Source organism: Helicobacter cappadocius (assembly GCF_030688855.1).
GTDB lineage: Bacteria > Campylobacterota > Campylobacteria > Campylobacterales > Helicobacteraceae > Helicobacter_J > Helicobacter_J cappadocius.
In genome coordinates this window covers 22654-36868 of record NZ_JAUYZK010000010.1, presented here as the reverse complement: position 1 = coordinate 36868, position 14215 = coordinate 22654, and the positions used below count along the sequence as shown (strand labels likewise).

Here is a 14215-nt window from a genome sequence, read left to right as displayed (position 1 = left end):
CCCTCAATAGGTTCTATAAATGTTCTACATTGACTAATTGTAGTTGCGATTGCGGAAGTGGCGAAACTGGTAGACGCACCAGACTTAGGATCTGGCGCCGCAAGGTATGGAGGTTCAAGTCCTCTCTTCCGCACCACTTTATCAAACAATTCACCACCAAATCTCAAGCTTTTATTAAAATCCCTTAGTATTGAAATCTTTGTGTATTTTGGCAAATTTTTTTTGCTACAATTTTCTTTTATAAACACCACAAAAATCACAACACAAGGAAGCTTACGGGCAGAAGTTCTAAAAATGAAAAAAATAACCTTTGAAAAATCATCTCCTCTTCGTATTGTTCTTTTTAGAACCGATAGACTTGGAGACAGTGCACTTACTATACAATGTGCTGAGGCCATCAAAGACACCTATCCTAATAGTTATATATACTTCGCTTTGAGTTCTTATACTGCCCCATTGCTCGAAAATAACCCTTTTGTAGATGAAGTTATATTGATAGATAAATACTCTCAAAAAGATCTCATATCGTTTCTAAAAACCAAAAAAATCGACATCAGTATTTCATTTTTTGCGTCAAAACTAGCCACCTATGTACCATTTTTTGCCAAAATTCCCATTCGTATTGGTATACTTTCCAAGCTTAGATCGATATTTTTCACACACAAAATTCGTCAAAAAAGATCTAACGGTTCTCAAAACGAAGCTCAATATAACCTAAACCTACTCAAGCCGCTAGGAATTCAAAAGATTTTTTATCCAAAAATCTATCTAAGTGAGAGCGAAAAAGCTACAGCCAAGCAATATTTAGAAAAAAAATTCGGGGATAAGTCAAAAAATCTCATCATCTTGCATCCAGGTAGTGGTGGATCATCAAAAGATTGGAGTACTGATAACTATCTTTTATTGGCTCAAAAAATCATAGAAGAAAATCTTGCTGAAATTCTCATCACCGGCTCAAATGAAGAATTACAAAGATATGCACAAATGCTAAAAAACTATCCTCTTATCAGTGCAAATAACCTACTAGAGGAACAAAAACCACTGAGAGAATTTTTTGGCATTATCGCACAATCCAAGTTATTTTTGAGCAATGGCACAGGCCCCTTGCATTGTGCTATCGCCCTAGACACACCCACGATGGGATTTCATACCCTAATGAGATCTTGTAAGCCCAGTAGGTGGGGACCTTTTACATCCAATCCACAAAAACACATCATCATAACCCCAAAGGACAAAAACAACAATCCCTTACCTGAATGCACTTCTTGTAGCCTAAAATGCCCCTATTATCTATGTATGGATAGCATTAAAGTTGATGATATTTATAAGAAAATCAAAGAAAGCTTTTGTCTATAAAAATATAAACTCTTTTTCTGATTTGATTATAGAGCCTACAAAATTCACGAGAGACTCTATATGAAAAAGGCTTTTTCATTTTATCGTTTTCGTAACGATTAGGAATAGTAGTATTGGCACTCATCTGATCGTTTTCTTTTATCAAAAATGGCATATGCAAAATATTTCTCACTCCATGTATAAAAACCCTATCCATATAATTATCCACAGGTAATACCCAGTATTTAGAGCCTTTGATAAATTTTTTAGCCCCTTTTGCTGTGAGATAATAACCTTGTGTCCCCAAAACTTCATCATAAGTTAGGCTAAAATGCTCATTTAGCTCAATAAAAGATTTATTTGAGGTATCTAATCCCATCAATCTCACATACTCATAACTAGAGCTAAAAATCCTTTTGATTCCTTCTATGAATTCAGGCAATAATTCAATATCATCTTCTAAGATCACAATAGGTTCACCTAACTCTACGCATTTTTGCCACAAAGAAAAGTGAGATGCATAACAAGCCTTTTCACTTTCTTTTAACTCTCTTCCACCATTACTAATAGCCAAAAATTTTCGATAATGCCCCACAAAACGATGATGTTCATCATTTTTCGCATCAATAGCATCAAAAAAAATAAATTCTACTTGCCGTAGATCGCTGAGTTTATTGATTTGATTTTGCATAAATTCTTTTCTGTCTTTTGCCCTATCTAAGTTGATGATAAATATTTTCACAACAACCCCTGTTTGCACAAAATAACGTATAAATTCTGTTTGATCTGGATAAAAAAACGATACATTTCTCGCAACATCTTCCAAAAGAATGGTTTTTTTAGGTTTTTGTTATAGCGATTGGGAATAGTGGTATTTTCCCCCATCTGCTCATCTCCTTTTATTAAAAAAGGTATGTGCAAAATAGTCTTCACTCCATGCATAGAAATCCTATCCATATAATTATCCACAGGTAATACCCAGTATTTAGAGCCTTTGATAAATTTTTTAGCCCCTTTTGGAGTGAGATAATATCCTTGAGCCCCTGCAAGTTCATCATAAGTCATAACAAAACTATTTTGTATTGGTATAAAGGGATTTTTTGGTTTATCTGTAACGACCAATCTCACATACTCATAACTAGAGCTAAAAATCCTTTTGATTCCTTCTATGAATTCAGGCAATAATTCAATATCATCTTCTAAGATCACAATAGGTTCATCTAACTCTACGCATTTTTGCCACAAAGAAAAGTGAGATGCATAACAAGCCTTCTCCCCTTCTGTAGAATCTTTTGCACGGTAAAGTTTGGTCAAAAAACTACAATAATATTTATCAAAAGAATGATGCTCGTTATTTTTCGCATCAATAGCATCAAAAAAAATAAATTCTACTTGCTGTAGATCGCTGAGTTTATTGATTTGATTTTGCATAAATTCTTTTCTGTCTTTTGCTCTATCTAAGTTGATGATAAATATTTTCACAAGCAAACCTTCAAATAAAATCTTTTTTAAATTATATCAAAATTGTAGAGTTCTCTTCAGGCTATTTTTACGAATGTTTTAGATATAATGTTTTTTTAGGAAATTAAAAAATAACCTCAAAAGATTTTAATATGAAAAAAAATATTTTCTTATACAATATAAATGGAATAAAATATTTCCTATATCCAAAGTTTCTAGGAAAATATGCTATCAAATCCAAACTTTCAGCTATTTCAAAACTAAATGATTATGAACTTGAAAAAATCTCTAAAAGAGTGAATTATTACTGCTGTTTTATCCCAACCTCAGTGCCAAAAATACCCAATCTAAGCAACTTTGAGCTATTAAAAAAAGGTTCGAGGTATTTCTTTGACACTTATGAGCATATGAGATTTTTTCCCAAGCATCTGCTTTATACCTTAGAGCAAGGAGATATAAATTTCGAACTCTCAACTCCTTCTTTATGCAAATCTCGTCCAGTACTTAAGGATTTTAGTAATAATATCTTACTCAATATGGACAAAATCAGGCATTTTAAATTCTTCACCTCTCTTCCTTTGATAAAATACGAATCAAAAAAAGATATTTTATTTTTTCGTGGAGCTTGTTACCAAAATCATCGAAAAGACTTTATGAGGAAGTATTTTAATCATTCCATATGCGATTTAGGTCATGTGGGCAAGGAAGATGAAGAAGAATTAAAAATATGGAAAAAAGAAAAAATCAGCATAGAAAATCATATGCAATACAAATTTATTTTATCACTAGAAGGAAATGATGTTGCCACAAATCTCAAATGGATAATGAGCTCAAACTCTCTTGCAGTGATGCCAGAACCAAAATTTGAAACTTGGTTTATGGAAGGCAGACTTATTCCAAATATGCATTACATCAAGATAAAATCTAATTATGAAAACTTGCAAGATCGTTTGGAATACTATATCTCTCATCCTAATGAATCCAAAGAAATCATTCAAAACGCAAATAGCTACATCAAACAATTTTTGGATAAAAAAACCGAGAATCTCATATCTTTTTTAGTGTTAAGAAAATATTTTTACCAAACACATCAAATAGAAATTTCAAGCATAGAAAAACAGATTTTTAAATGAGTTGGATTTTGATGATTTTTGAATGAATTTCAATAGTTTGCGATACAATTAAAAACTTAAATCCTAAATTTTTTGGAGGGTAGATGAAAAAAATAAAACTAAATTTCGTAGATATGTGGGTGGATTTTGACGCACATGACAATTTCTTCACAAGAATTCTATCCAAAAGATTTGAAGTAGAAATCTCTCCTAATCCTGATTTTGTGATCTGCTCTGTTTTTGGAAGTGATTTTAAGAAATATACTTGTCCTAGAATTATTTTTATCGGCGAAAATATAGTTCCGAATTTTAATGCCTATGACTACGCACTAAGTTTTGAATTTTTAGAATATGGAGATAGACATCTAAGATTACCTTTGTATTATATGTATTTGGACAACTATATACATGAAGGTAGAAAGTTTGACAGAAAGATTACACCAGAAGATGCAAAAAGAAAATTTTGTAATTTTGTATATTCCAACAACCTCCAAGCCGATCCTATCAGACAAGAATTCTTCCATCAACTATCTAAATACAAACAGGTAGATTCTGGAGGTAGATTTTTAAACAATATAGGAGGGGCAATAAAAGATAAACTCGAATTCCAAAAAAAATATAAATTCTCTATCGCTTTTGAAAATAGCACCCACCCTGGTTACACTACAGAGAAGATTTTAGATGCGTTTTTGAGCAAAACTATTCCGATTTATTGGGGGTCTTCCTTAGTGGGAAGAGATTTTAATAAAGATGCTTTTATAGATGTGAATGATTATGACTCTATTGATGAAGTTATCAAAGTCATTATGGAGCTAGATAACGATGATGAAAAATATCTCCAAAAACTTTCACTCCCCTATCTAAACAATGAAAAATTCTGTGAAAATCTAAATGATGATAAAATCTTAGATTTCTTTGAAAATATATTTTCAAATCCGCATATTTATCACAAAGACTCACTGCCCAATCGAGATGAAAATGGTCATTATGGAAAAGTTCCTTTTTCTATCAGAATGCTCAGTGCTATGATTCCTATAAAATCAATGCGACATCGTTTTCGAAACTATCTTATTGATAGAGATAAGATCAAAAAATATCAAAAATTTATCAAAAAAGATTGATAAAAAATGATAAAAAAGAGTGTATGATAGCCTTCTTTATTATAAATCCTTCAAGAGACAAAAATTATCTTGAAGATTTGTTTCTATAGGGATAAACAATACTAGCAAAGACGATTACAATCAAAAGAAAATAATTCCCCTCTGAAAATGCAATCATTGGTTCATTTCCTGCGCCACTTACGATATATAGAGCCAATATACCCATAAAAGAAATACTAAACACCGAAGCAAGTGCTTCATTTTTTCCAAATATAGCTTCTAAAGCATCATCTGACTTGATTGTTTTAGCAAAGAATACACCTGTGGTTATCCAAACTGCCAATAATGCCAAAATACCCAAAATACCCTTTCTAGCTAGAGTATTAAAAAATTCGCTATGAAGTCGTTGATAGCAATGATTTCGTGGATGTATCTCTCCATTTGGATATTTTACATATTCGCACAGACTTTTTGGATTTAGCCCTATAATAGGAGAAATTTTAAACGCTCTATAAGCTTCTTTCCACATATCAAAACGAGCTCCTATGCTAGTATCGCTATTTTTATGCTCATATTCTTGCAAATCTGTTTTTATCAGATGATAACGTTCTAAAGAGCTTTTTACAAAAGGAGAAAGAGTCCCCCCTAAAATCAAAAGAAGAATAACCAAAAGAGCTATACTTTTAAAAGCATAAACAATTTTCATTTTTTTAACAAAAATATAAATACACAAAATCACCAAACATCCACAAGCAAAGCCTATAGCAATTCCTCGCGATTCATTAAAAATAAGCACAGATACAATCAATACAAAAGCAATTCCAAAAAATATACGTTCTTTAAAGCTTGTGTTTTCTTTCAAAAAGTAAGTAAAAACACATAGTCCCAAAACAGCACTCAAATGTGCAAATTCAAAAATTCCAGTAAAACCATTAACTCTATCTATATGAAAAAATACTTTTTGGACAATCCCAATAATCCCATTAATATAAGCTGCTATACAAATCGCATAAATGATAATCTTAGGATTCAAAGAAACCCTTAGTCCAATCATCAAAAAAAGCACTGCAGAAGCGACCAAATAAGATACCTGCATGTTGAAGCTTCTAAAATGATCGTAAGCAAAACCGTTATTGAAAAATAAATTTGGAATGATTGTCGCAAACATTGCAACAAAAGCATAAATAATATATTTTATTCCCTGCTCAACATTTGTCCTAGAAAATCTAAAAAGACAAACTATTAGTGACAAAAAAAACATTATCAAAACAACTTCTGAAGAATGATTTAAACAAGAAAGGAGGAAAACAGCACAGGATAAAATCGTAAAAAATAGATTCATCCTGCTTGAAGATTTTGAAAGTAATGTATTCAAAAAAAACCTTATCTGTCTTTGATGCCTATTTCAGCAATCAATTTAGCATATCTTTGGTATTGTGTTTTTTTGAGATACTTGAGCAAATTTTTTCTCTGTCCTACTAGCTTTAAAAGTCCCAATCGACTAGAATGATCTTTTGGATTTGCCTTTAGGTGCTCTGTTAGTTCTGAAATCCTTTTACTAAACAACGCTACTTGAACCTCTGAAGAACCTGTGTCCTTGCTATTTCTGGAAAATTTTGAGATAATCTCTTGTTTTTTCGCCGTATCTAAAGCCATAATGACCTCCTGAAGGGTATTTAATTTTAAAAACGGTATATTACATTAAAAAAGCGAAATTTTACATTAAAGATTGTAAAATCCCATAAATATTTTCAGAATAAGGCGTCAATAGCAGTGGCTTCAGAGAGACAAAAAAATATCATTAGAAAGATTATTCCATCGCTAAGATACATCACAGAATCCAAAGATTTAACCGTTGTTGCCTTTGTAATTGCGATTTTAGCGATTATCATTGTGCCATTGCCACCTTTCTTGCTAGATTTTTTACTCACTATTTCTATTGCTTTATCTGTACTGATTATTCTTATTGGGCTTTATATTACAAAACCTACAGATTTTTCTGCTTTCCCTACTCTGCTTTTGATTGTAACGCTCTATAGACTTGCACTCAATGTTGCCACAACAAGAATGATACTCACAGAAGGATACAAAGGTCCTGAAGCAGTGAGTGATATTATCGCTGCATTTGGAGAATTCACCGTAGGTGGAAATTATGTTATCGGAACAATAATCTTCACCATTTTGGTGCTTGTCAATCTCCTTGTTGTAACCAATGGTTCAACAAGGGTTACAGAAGTTAGAGCGAGGTTTGCACTTGATGCAATGCCTGGAAAGCAAATGGCAATTGATGCTGATTTAAACTCTGGACTTATTGATAACGAAGAAGCAAAAAAAAGACGTAATGCCCTCACGCAAGAGGCTGATTTCTATGGAGCAATGGATGGAGCAAGTAAATTCGTAAAAGGAGATGCGATTGCTTCAATCATTATTACGCTTATCAATATCATTGGTGGATTTCTAGTTGGGGTTTTTCAAAGAGATATGAGTATGGCATACAGTGCATCCACCTTTACCGTTCTTACCATCGGGGATGGACTTGTAGGTCAAATACCTGCACTTATTATTGCTACTGCAACAGGTATAGTCGCTACTAGAACCACACAAGGCGAAGAAGAGAATTTTGCTAGCAAACTTATCACTCAGCTCACTAGCAAAAGCAAGATACTCATTATAGTGGGTCTTATACTGGTTTTATTTGCTACTATACCGGGATTACCGACATTTTCTTTGGCTTTTGTGGGGGTTTTATTTTTGTTTATTGCTTGGATAATCTCAAGAGAAGATAAAAAAAATCTATTTTCTATTTTTGAAAAATGGTTAGGCAAAAAAATGAATATGGATATTTCTGCAGCCTCTGCAAAAAGCTCCGATCAAGAAAATAATATTTCTAATCATCAAAGCACAAAAGCACAAAAAACTCCTGAGGAAATCAAAAAAGAAGAAGAAAAGGTCATCGATGAAGTCCTCAAAGTAGAGCTCTTAGAACTAGCATTGGGGTATCAGCTTATTGGTCTTGCAGATGTCAAACAAGGCGGAGATCTACTAGAGAGAGTAAGAGGTATTCGTAAAAAAATAGCGAGTGATTATGGGTTTTTGATGCCACAAATCAGGATTAGAGACAATCTCCAACTTCCACCTACAAACTATGAAATCAAACTAAAAGGAATTGTGATTGGCGAAGGAAGTGTAATGCCTGATAAATTCCTGGCTATGAATACAGGTTTTGTGGGCAAAGAAATCGAAGGTATTCCCACAAAAGAACCTGCCTTTGGAATGGATGCTTTATGGATAGATCAAAAAGACAAAGAAGAAGCTATTATCCAAGGATACACTATTATTGATCCTTCTACGGTTATTGCTACACATATGAGTGAGCTTGTAAAAAGCTATGCAGAAGAGTTCATCACAAAAGATGAAGTGAAATCACTCCTAGAGAGACTTGCTCAAGACTATCCAGCCATCATAGAAGAAGCCAAGGGGATTCCAACAGGTGTTATTCGATCTGTTCTACAAGAGTTATTGCACGAAAAAATACCTATCAGAGATATGCTCACTATTCTCGAAACCATCACCGATGTAGCTCCTATGGTGCAAAATGATGTCGCGATCATTACCGAACAAGTCCGCTCCAAACTCTCAAGGGTTATCACCAATATTTTTAAATCCGAAGATGGGACATTAAAACTTCTCACATTATCAACCACTTCTGAACAATACCTTCTTGGCAAGTTAAAAGAACAGCCCTCTGGAAGAACATTGCTACTAAATGCAACTGATATGCAAAAACTTCTTGATGCTATCAGCGAAGAATCTATGAAAGTACTTCAAAAGGGTATCGCTCCTGTGATCCTCATCGTAGATCCAGAGCTTAGACGTGCTCTAGCTAATAAGGTCGAGCAGTTTAAGATCGATTTGGTTGTTTTAAGTCATGCAGAACTTGATACAAACGCAAAATATGAAGTTTTAGGCAATATCAATATTAATTTTTAAGGAAAAAAATGGAAGTTCATCATCTATCTCACATCGATCTTGACGGCTATGGTTGTCAGCTCATCTCTAAACACTTTTTTAAAAATATTCATTTTTATAATGCCAATTATGGCAAGGAAGTTATGGTACGTATCAATTCAATATTGGACAATATCAACAACTCAATACAAGGCAAACTAGAATCAAAATTTCATTCCAAATCACAAGCCAAATTTCTGATACTCATCACCGATTTAAACCTCTCTATGCAAGAGGCTAAATATCTTCAAGAAAGAGTTGATGAAAATAGATTAGCTGGAAAAGATATAGAAATCTCTCTTTTAGATCACCATATCAGCGGGGAAGAAAGTGCTAAAGCTTACCATTGGTATTACCTAGATTCCAATCGATGCGGAACAAAAATCACCTATGAAACACTCAAAGAAAAATATCCCTTGATAAACCCTGAAGATGAAAAATGGCTAAATCCAATGGTAGAAATGATAAACTCTGTAGATATTTGGCAAGAAAATGGCTTTGGATTTGAATTTGGCAAAGTTGCTATGAGTATGATTTCAAATTCAAACGAACTCAATCGTTTTATGTTTGATACAGAGCACAGAGACTACAAGCTCAAATTACTCAAAGAAGCTAGAAATTATCTTTTGTTGCAAAAAGGAGAGATCAAATTTGATAATGAAATATTTCGTCTCAAAAAAATCGCACTAGGAGGAGATCCCGATCTTCAGACAATGGACAATATTGCTTCTTTTGCACAGGTAAATCTCTTATCTCAAAAAAAATCTCAATGCAGTATCTCATATGGTGATAAAAAAGGATTTTTAAGTTATTCTATGGGAGGAATCAGCGTTCTTGCAAATCTATTTCTAAGTCAAAATCCAGAATTTGATTATTATATAGATGTCAATTCTAGGGGTAATGTCAGTCTTAGAGCAAATGGAAAATGTGATGTAAGTGCTATGAGCAAGGAACTTTTTAATGGCGGAGGACACAAAAATGCCTCTGGGGGAAAAATAGACGGATTTAGAGAAAGCTTTTTATATGAAGATATCAAGCGTCAAATCGACAGGATTTTGGAAACTTCTCAAGCATAAACAAATACAAGGAAAAAAAAATGAAGACAAATGAAGATAAAATAGATTTCGAAGATCTTGCTCTTGAAGTTATCGATATGTTGGGCGTTGCATTGCATTTTGCAGGAGTAAAAACAGAATGTATCGAACAAGCTATTGACGCATATTTAGAAGAATTAGATAATCTTGATGAAGATACTTCCTATGGACAAAAAGAAATCATAGAAGTTATAAAATCGCTCAAGATTAAGCGAAAGGAATTATTCAAAGCATAAAAACCCCTTAAAAGGATTCTTAAAATGAAAACATCAATCAAAATAGTGTTTTTAGCACTTTTGGCAATACTTATTAGTTCTTGTGCGAGTTACAATGTCGCTCCTGAAAACATCACACGTTATGACAAAGGAATAGATATTTTAGATGCTTCAAAAGAAGACTCAAAGGTTCAGATCGAAGTCTCACAGCACAAACTTGGAGGTCTTAGCAAATCCCCGCTAGTTATCTATGTCGGGGCTCAAATCACATCTGGAAAAGATATTATCTTTGATATTGATAATCTTCAAGCAACCCAAAATCAAAACAAGCTAGAAATCCTCACATACGATCAAATCCTTCATTCAAGTTATGATTTCACCGATATTTTGCAGGATTTTGGTATCCCTACCCCACCAGTAAATAATACAAATATTTATGCACCAATGCTATATTTTGGCAGAGGGGGCTTTTTGGCTTATAGTCTGTTTTTCAGTCCATTTTTTATGGACAATATTCAAAACCAACAAGCCATCGCAGAACAAGCACAAGCACGAAAAATTCTAGCCACAAACTATCTAAGAAAATCTACTTTGAGCGTAGAGGGCAAGGCAAAAGGCGGTTTTATTGCCATCAAACCAAATAAGATCAAAACTGGAGTGATAGAATTAAAAGTCTTCATCAGAGAAAAGCCATATATATTTAAAATCAATATAACAAAATCCAAATAAAAATGAACGAAATACAAAAACTCATTCATCAGCATTGTCCTAATGGCGTGGAATATAAAAAAATCGGTGATATTGGGGTTTTTTATGGAGGGCTGAGCGGTAAATCAAAAAATGATTTCACAGATGGCAATGCCAAATTTATAACCTATATGAATATTTACAATAATCTATCAATAAATATCAATATAAAAGATAAGGTAAAAATTGCTCCAGATGAAAAGCAAAAAACCATAAAACTAGGAGATATTTTATTTACAGGTTCTTCTGAAAATATTCAAGAATGTGGAATGTCTTCTGTATTATGTGAAGAAATAAGCGAAGAAATATATCTCAATAGCTTTTGTTTTGGCTATCGTTTGAATAATCCAAATATGCTTATTCCGGGTTTTTCAAAATATCTATTTCGTTCAGATACACTAAGAGATCAAATAAAACGTACAGCAAGTGGAGTTACTCGATTTAATGTTTCCAAAAAAAAGATGGCAGAGGTGATTATCCCCATCCCGCCTCTACCCATCCAAGAAGAAATCGTGAAAATCCTAGATACTTTCACAGATTTGCAAACAGAGCTAGAAGCACAATTACAAACAGAGCTACAACTCAGACAAAAACAATACAAATATTACAGGGACAAACTCCTCAGCTTTGAAAATGATGGGGGGGGGGGATTAGTTGAATACAAGACGCTTGGGGAAATTATGAATCTAGAGTATGGAACAAATCTGCCTCAATCAAAACGAATAGAAGGAAACTATAAAGTATATGGCTCAAATGGGGTTGTTGGTTCTCATAATACTTTTTTTGTTGCCGCACCTGTTATTATTATTGGTCGAAAAGGTTCTGCTGGAAAACTAAATTTTGTTGAAGAAAATTGTTGCCCAATTGATACTGCTTTTTATAGTGTTATGAAAACAAAAGATAATCTGAAATTCATTTTTTATTATTTGCAAATGTTAAATTTAGAAAAAATGAGAATTGAAGGTGGAGTTCCAGGCATCAACAGAAATGACCTTTATAACCTCAAAATCCCCATTCCGCCTTTAGAGGAGCAGGAGCGGATTGTGGGGATTTTGGATAAGTTTGATGAGCTTGTAAGTGATATTTCTTTGGGGATTCCTGCGGAGATACAGATGAGGAAGAAGCAGTATGAGTATTACAGAGACAGACTGCTTAGGTTTGAGGAGGCACTTTAGGGCTAGATAAGGATTTTTAGTTCCAAATCTTTTTTATAAATTCAAAAGATTTATTTTACCTTTTTGACCTTCCATAAATTATAAACAAGCTTAATAAAGATTGTAAAAATGATTCCCTCAAAAATAGCTGCAAGCAAAAATGAATAATAAGTGTTTTGATCCATTGCCTTGAGCTGTAGCCCCAAAGCTGCAGTGGCAACCAAAAATGTCAAAGGCATCGAATCACTCAGTGCAAATAAAACGGTGTTTTTTGCACTTTTGAAATATGTCCTAAAGGCGATTGTCGCAGATAGTAATCTCAAACTTATCATAGCTACGACGATAAACATTCCATGCAACATCAAAGTTGGAGTATGGATAATCAATCCAAGATCAAGCGTCGTACCTACATGCACAAAAAATAATGGCACAAAAAAACCAAAACCAATATCATTGAGTTTGTCTATCAATTCGTGCTTGTATGGAAAAAATGTAGCCACGATCATACCTGCCAAAAATGCTCCTAAAACACTCTCTAGCCCTAACCAAATCACAATCACAATCAGACCAAAAAATAGCATCATACTAAAGCGAATGTCTTGATTGTTCGCATCATCATAGGGCATAATAAATAATTTTAAATTCGGAAACCACCAAAACAATATCCTACCCATCTGAAATACACCCACAATAACAAGTATAAACAACAACAAAACCGCTAAAGTTTTATAAAGATCAATTGTTAGACCATAAGAATAAGTTCCATTGATAATAACCAAAACAGCTATACTTACAAGTTCTCCAATAATCCCTACCTTCAAAGCAAGATCAAGCCAAGGCATATTTTTTCCATAGTCCTTAATAAGTGCCATAATCATTCCTAGACTCATCACCGGAAATGCTGCAATATAAATAGGCGGTAGCTTCAGAAGAAGAACAGCTGAAGCTGCCACGACATACAAAACTAAAAAATAAATTCCCGCTCTTTTTAAAAATGTCTTTCCAAGTCTTTTGAATCCTCGCAAATCCACTTCCATACCACATAGAAACATCAGAAATAAAAAACCCACTTCTGCTAGAGTATCAAAGGCTTCTGAATGCTTAACAATGCCCAGATAATACGCCAAAGCCCCCAATACCATCTCAACGACTACGATAGGAATCTTTGTTACTTTGCTCACAAATGGAGCAAAAACTATCAGTATTGAAATAATTGCAAAAGTAACCAAATTATCCATTTTTTATCACTTGTGTTAGGTTTAATGCTTTTAATATAGCATTTGGATAGAGTGCATATTCTAGCTGATGGATTCTGTTTTCAAACTCTTCCAAACTCTCTCCTGCGATTTTAGGAATATAATCTTGTAAAATTATCTCTCCACCATCTAATATCTCATTGACCCAATGTACGCTCACTCCTCCAAATTCATCATCTGATTCATAAGTGTCTTTAATCGCATTTGATCCTTTGTGTTTAGGAAGAAGAGAAGGATGAATATTAATAGATCTGATCGTCGAAGTAAAAATCGGGGACAAAATTCTCATAAAACCAGCCAAAATAACAGCATCGGGCTGATAGTTTTTCAAAAGATCAATAAGTGCTACATCAAAATCTTCTCTACAATCAAAATCCTTGTGAGGCAATATTTCACAATTTATTCCCAATGCTTCGCATCTGGAAATCCCATAAGCATTAGGATTGTTTGTAACAGCACAGGAAATTTGGATTTTTGCCTTCTCTTGAGTGTCTTTGAGAAAATATTCTTGAGAATGAAGAGAATTAATCAAATTTTCCATATTACTCCCATTGCCACTAAAGAGAATAACGAGATTAATATTTTTCAAATATATCTATCCTTTGTTGTTCTTTGTCGTTGTATTTCGTGATCAGAATTCTAGCATATTTTTTAGAATAGCTTGTGTTCTCAAAGATTTGAAGATAACTAAGCGATCGGTTTTTCGGTTTTTAAATTTTAGAATTTGTTCTTA

14 protein-coding genes and 1 tRNA gene are annotated in these 14215 nt (G+C 33.4%); 9 read left to right on the top strand and 6 right to left on the bottom strand.

The genetic code is table 11. The annotated features are described in order from the left end of the window. The first annotated feature begins 51 nt into the window (after positions 1-51). Positions 52-136, top strand: a tRNA-Leu gene (locus Q5I06_RS06895). Positions 137-294: 158 nt separating this feature from the next. Further along, positions 295-1356 carry a glycosyltransferase family 9 protein gene (locus Q5I06_RS06890; RefSeq protein ID WP_305517412.1) on the top strand — a complete coding sequence of 354 codons (1062 nt, stop codon included), beginning with the start codon at positions 295-297 and terminating at the stop codon, positions 1354-1356. On the opposite strand, the gene Q5I06_RS06885 is transcribed toward Q5I06_RS06890, so the two are convergent. Then, entirely contained in the window at positions 1334-2077 is a 744-nt protein-coding gene (locus Q5I06_RS06885) for a glycosyltransferase family 25 protein (RefSeq protein WP_305517411.1), read from the bottom strand. The genes Q5I06_RS06890 and Q5I06_RS06885 overlap by 23 nt on opposite strands. Then, positions 2074-2817: a glycosyltransferase family 25 protein gene (locus tag Q5I06_RS06880; protein WP_305517410.1), complete on the bottom strand. Its 744-nt coding sequence runs from the start codon at positions 2815-2817 to the stop codon at positions 2074-2076. Before Q5I06_RS06880 ends, Q5I06_RS06885 begins: the two co-directional genes overlap by 4 nt. Positions 2818-2948: 131 nt before the next feature. Here Q5I06_RS06880 and Q5I06_RS06875 point away from each other — a divergent pair, with 131 nt between their 5' ends. Further along, on the top strand, positions 2949-3929 hold the full coding sequence (locus Q5I06_RS06875) for a glycosyl transferase family 90 (RefSeq protein WP_305517409.1): 981 nt from the start codon (positions 2949-2951) through the stop codon (positions 3927-3929). A gap of 83 nt (positions 3930-4012) precedes the next feature. Next, positions 4013-5029, top strand: a complete 1017-nt coding sequence (locus Q5I06_RS06870; RefSeq protein ID WP_305517408.1) for a glycosyltransferase family 10 domain-containing protein — start codon at positions 4013-4015, stop codon at positions 5027-5029. 64 nt (positions 5030-5093) lie between these two features. On the opposite strand, the gene Q5I06_RS06865 is transcribed toward Q5I06_RS06870, so the two are convergent. Continuing rightward, on the bottom strand, positions 5094-6383 hold the full coding sequence (locus Q5I06_RS06865) for an O-antigen ligase family protein (protein WP_305517407.1): 1290 nt from the start codon (positions 6381-6383) through the stop codon (positions 5094-5096). Between the two features lie 8 nt (positions 6384-6391). Continuing rightward, complete coding sequence (rpsO, locus tag Q5I06_RS06860) at positions 6392-6664, bottom strand: 30S ribosomal protein S15 (RefSeq protein WP_305517406.1); 273 nt, start codon at positions 6662-6664, stop codon at positions 6392-6394. A 117-nt stretch (positions 6665-6781) separates the two neighbouring features. Here rpsO and flhA point away from each other — a divergent pair, with 117 nt between their 5' ends. From flhA to Q5I06_RS06835, 5 genes are read left to right on the top strand one after another with little or no spacing between them, the layout of a single operon-like run. Further along, positions 6782-8998, top strand: a complete 2217-nt coding sequence (gene flhA / locus Q5I06_RS06855; protein WP_370690942.1) for a flagellar biosynthesis protein FlhA — start codon at positions 6782-6784, stop codon at positions 8996-8998. An 8-nt stretch (positions 8999-9006) separates the two neighbouring features. Then, on the top strand, positions 9007-10092 hold the full coding sequence (locus Q5I06_RS06850; protein WP_305517405.1) for a DHH family phosphoesterase: 1086 nt from the start codon (positions 9007-9009) through the stop codon (positions 10090-10092). Between the two features lie 20 nt (positions 10093-10112). Further along, complete coding sequence (locus Q5I06_RS06845; RefSeq protein ID WP_305517404.1) at positions 10113-10346, top strand: hypothetical protein; 234 nt, start codon at positions 10113-10115, stop codon at positions 10344-10346. A gap of 24 nt (positions 10347-10370) precedes the next feature. Beyond that, a complete protein-coding gene (locus tag Q5I06_RS06840; protein ID WP_305517403.1) occupies positions 10371-11054 on the top strand; it encodes a hypothetical protein in 684 nt (227 codons plus the stop codon). A 2-nt stretch (positions 11055-11056) separates the two neighbouring features. Next, positions 11057-12247, top strand: a complete 1191-nt coding sequence (locus Q5I06_RS06835) for a restriction endonuclease subunit S (RefSeq protein WP_305517402.1) — start codon at positions 11057-11059, stop codon at positions 12245-12247. A gap of 50 nt (positions 12248-12297) precedes the next feature. On the opposite strand, the gene Q5I06_RS06830 is transcribed toward Q5I06_RS06835, so the two are convergent. Then, positions 12298-13464, bottom strand: coding sequence for a cation:proton antiporter (locus Q5I06_RS06830; protein ID WP_305517401.1), 1167 nt, complete (start codon positions 13462-13464; stop codon positions 12298-12300). After that, positions 13457-14071: a phosphoribosylglycinamide formyltransferase gene (gene purN, locus Q5I06_RS06825; protein WP_305517400.1), complete on the bottom strand. Its 615-nt coding sequence runs from the start codon at positions 14069-14071 to the stop codon at positions 13457-13459. The genes Q5I06_RS06830 and purN overlap by 8 nt, the downstream gene beginning before the upstream one ends. Positions 14072-14215: the final 144 nt, after the last annotated feature.

Coding starts and splice junctions, on each gene's coding strand:
- Q5I06_RS06850 (WP_305517405.1), top strand. CDS start 9,007: ATGGAAGTTCATCATCTATCTCACATCGATCTTGACGGCTATGGTTGT.
- Q5I06_RS06890 (WP_305517412.1), top strand. CDS start 295: ATGAAAAAAATAACCTTTGAAAAATCATCTCCTCTTCGTATTGTTCTT.
- Q5I06_RS06840 (WP_305517403.1), top strand. CDS start 10,371: ATGAAAACATCAATCAAAATAGTGTTTTTAGCACTTTTGGCAATACTT.
- Q5I06_RS06875 (WP_305517409.1), top strand. CDS start 2,949: ATGAAAAAAAATATTTTCTTATACAATATAAATGGAATAAAATATTTC.
- Q5I06_RS06830 (WP_305517401.1), bottom strand. CDS start 13,464: ATGGATAATTTGGTTACTTTTGCAATTATTTCAATACTGATAGTTTTT.
- Q5I06_RS06835 (WP_305517402.1), top strand. CDS start 11,057: ATGAACGAAATACAAAAACTCATTCATCAGCATTGTCCTAATGGCGTG.
- rpsO (WP_305517406.1), bottom strand. CDS start 6,664: ATGGCTTTAGATACGGCGAAAAAACAAGAGATTATCTCAAAATTTTCC.
- Q5I06_RS06845 (WP_305517404.1), top strand. CDS start 10,113: ATGAAGACAAATGAAGATAAAATAGATTTCGAAGATCTTGCTCTTGAA.
- Q5I06_RS06870 (WP_305517408.1), top strand. CDS start 4,013: ATGAAAAAAATAAAACTAAATTTCGTAGATATGTGGGTGGATTTTGAC.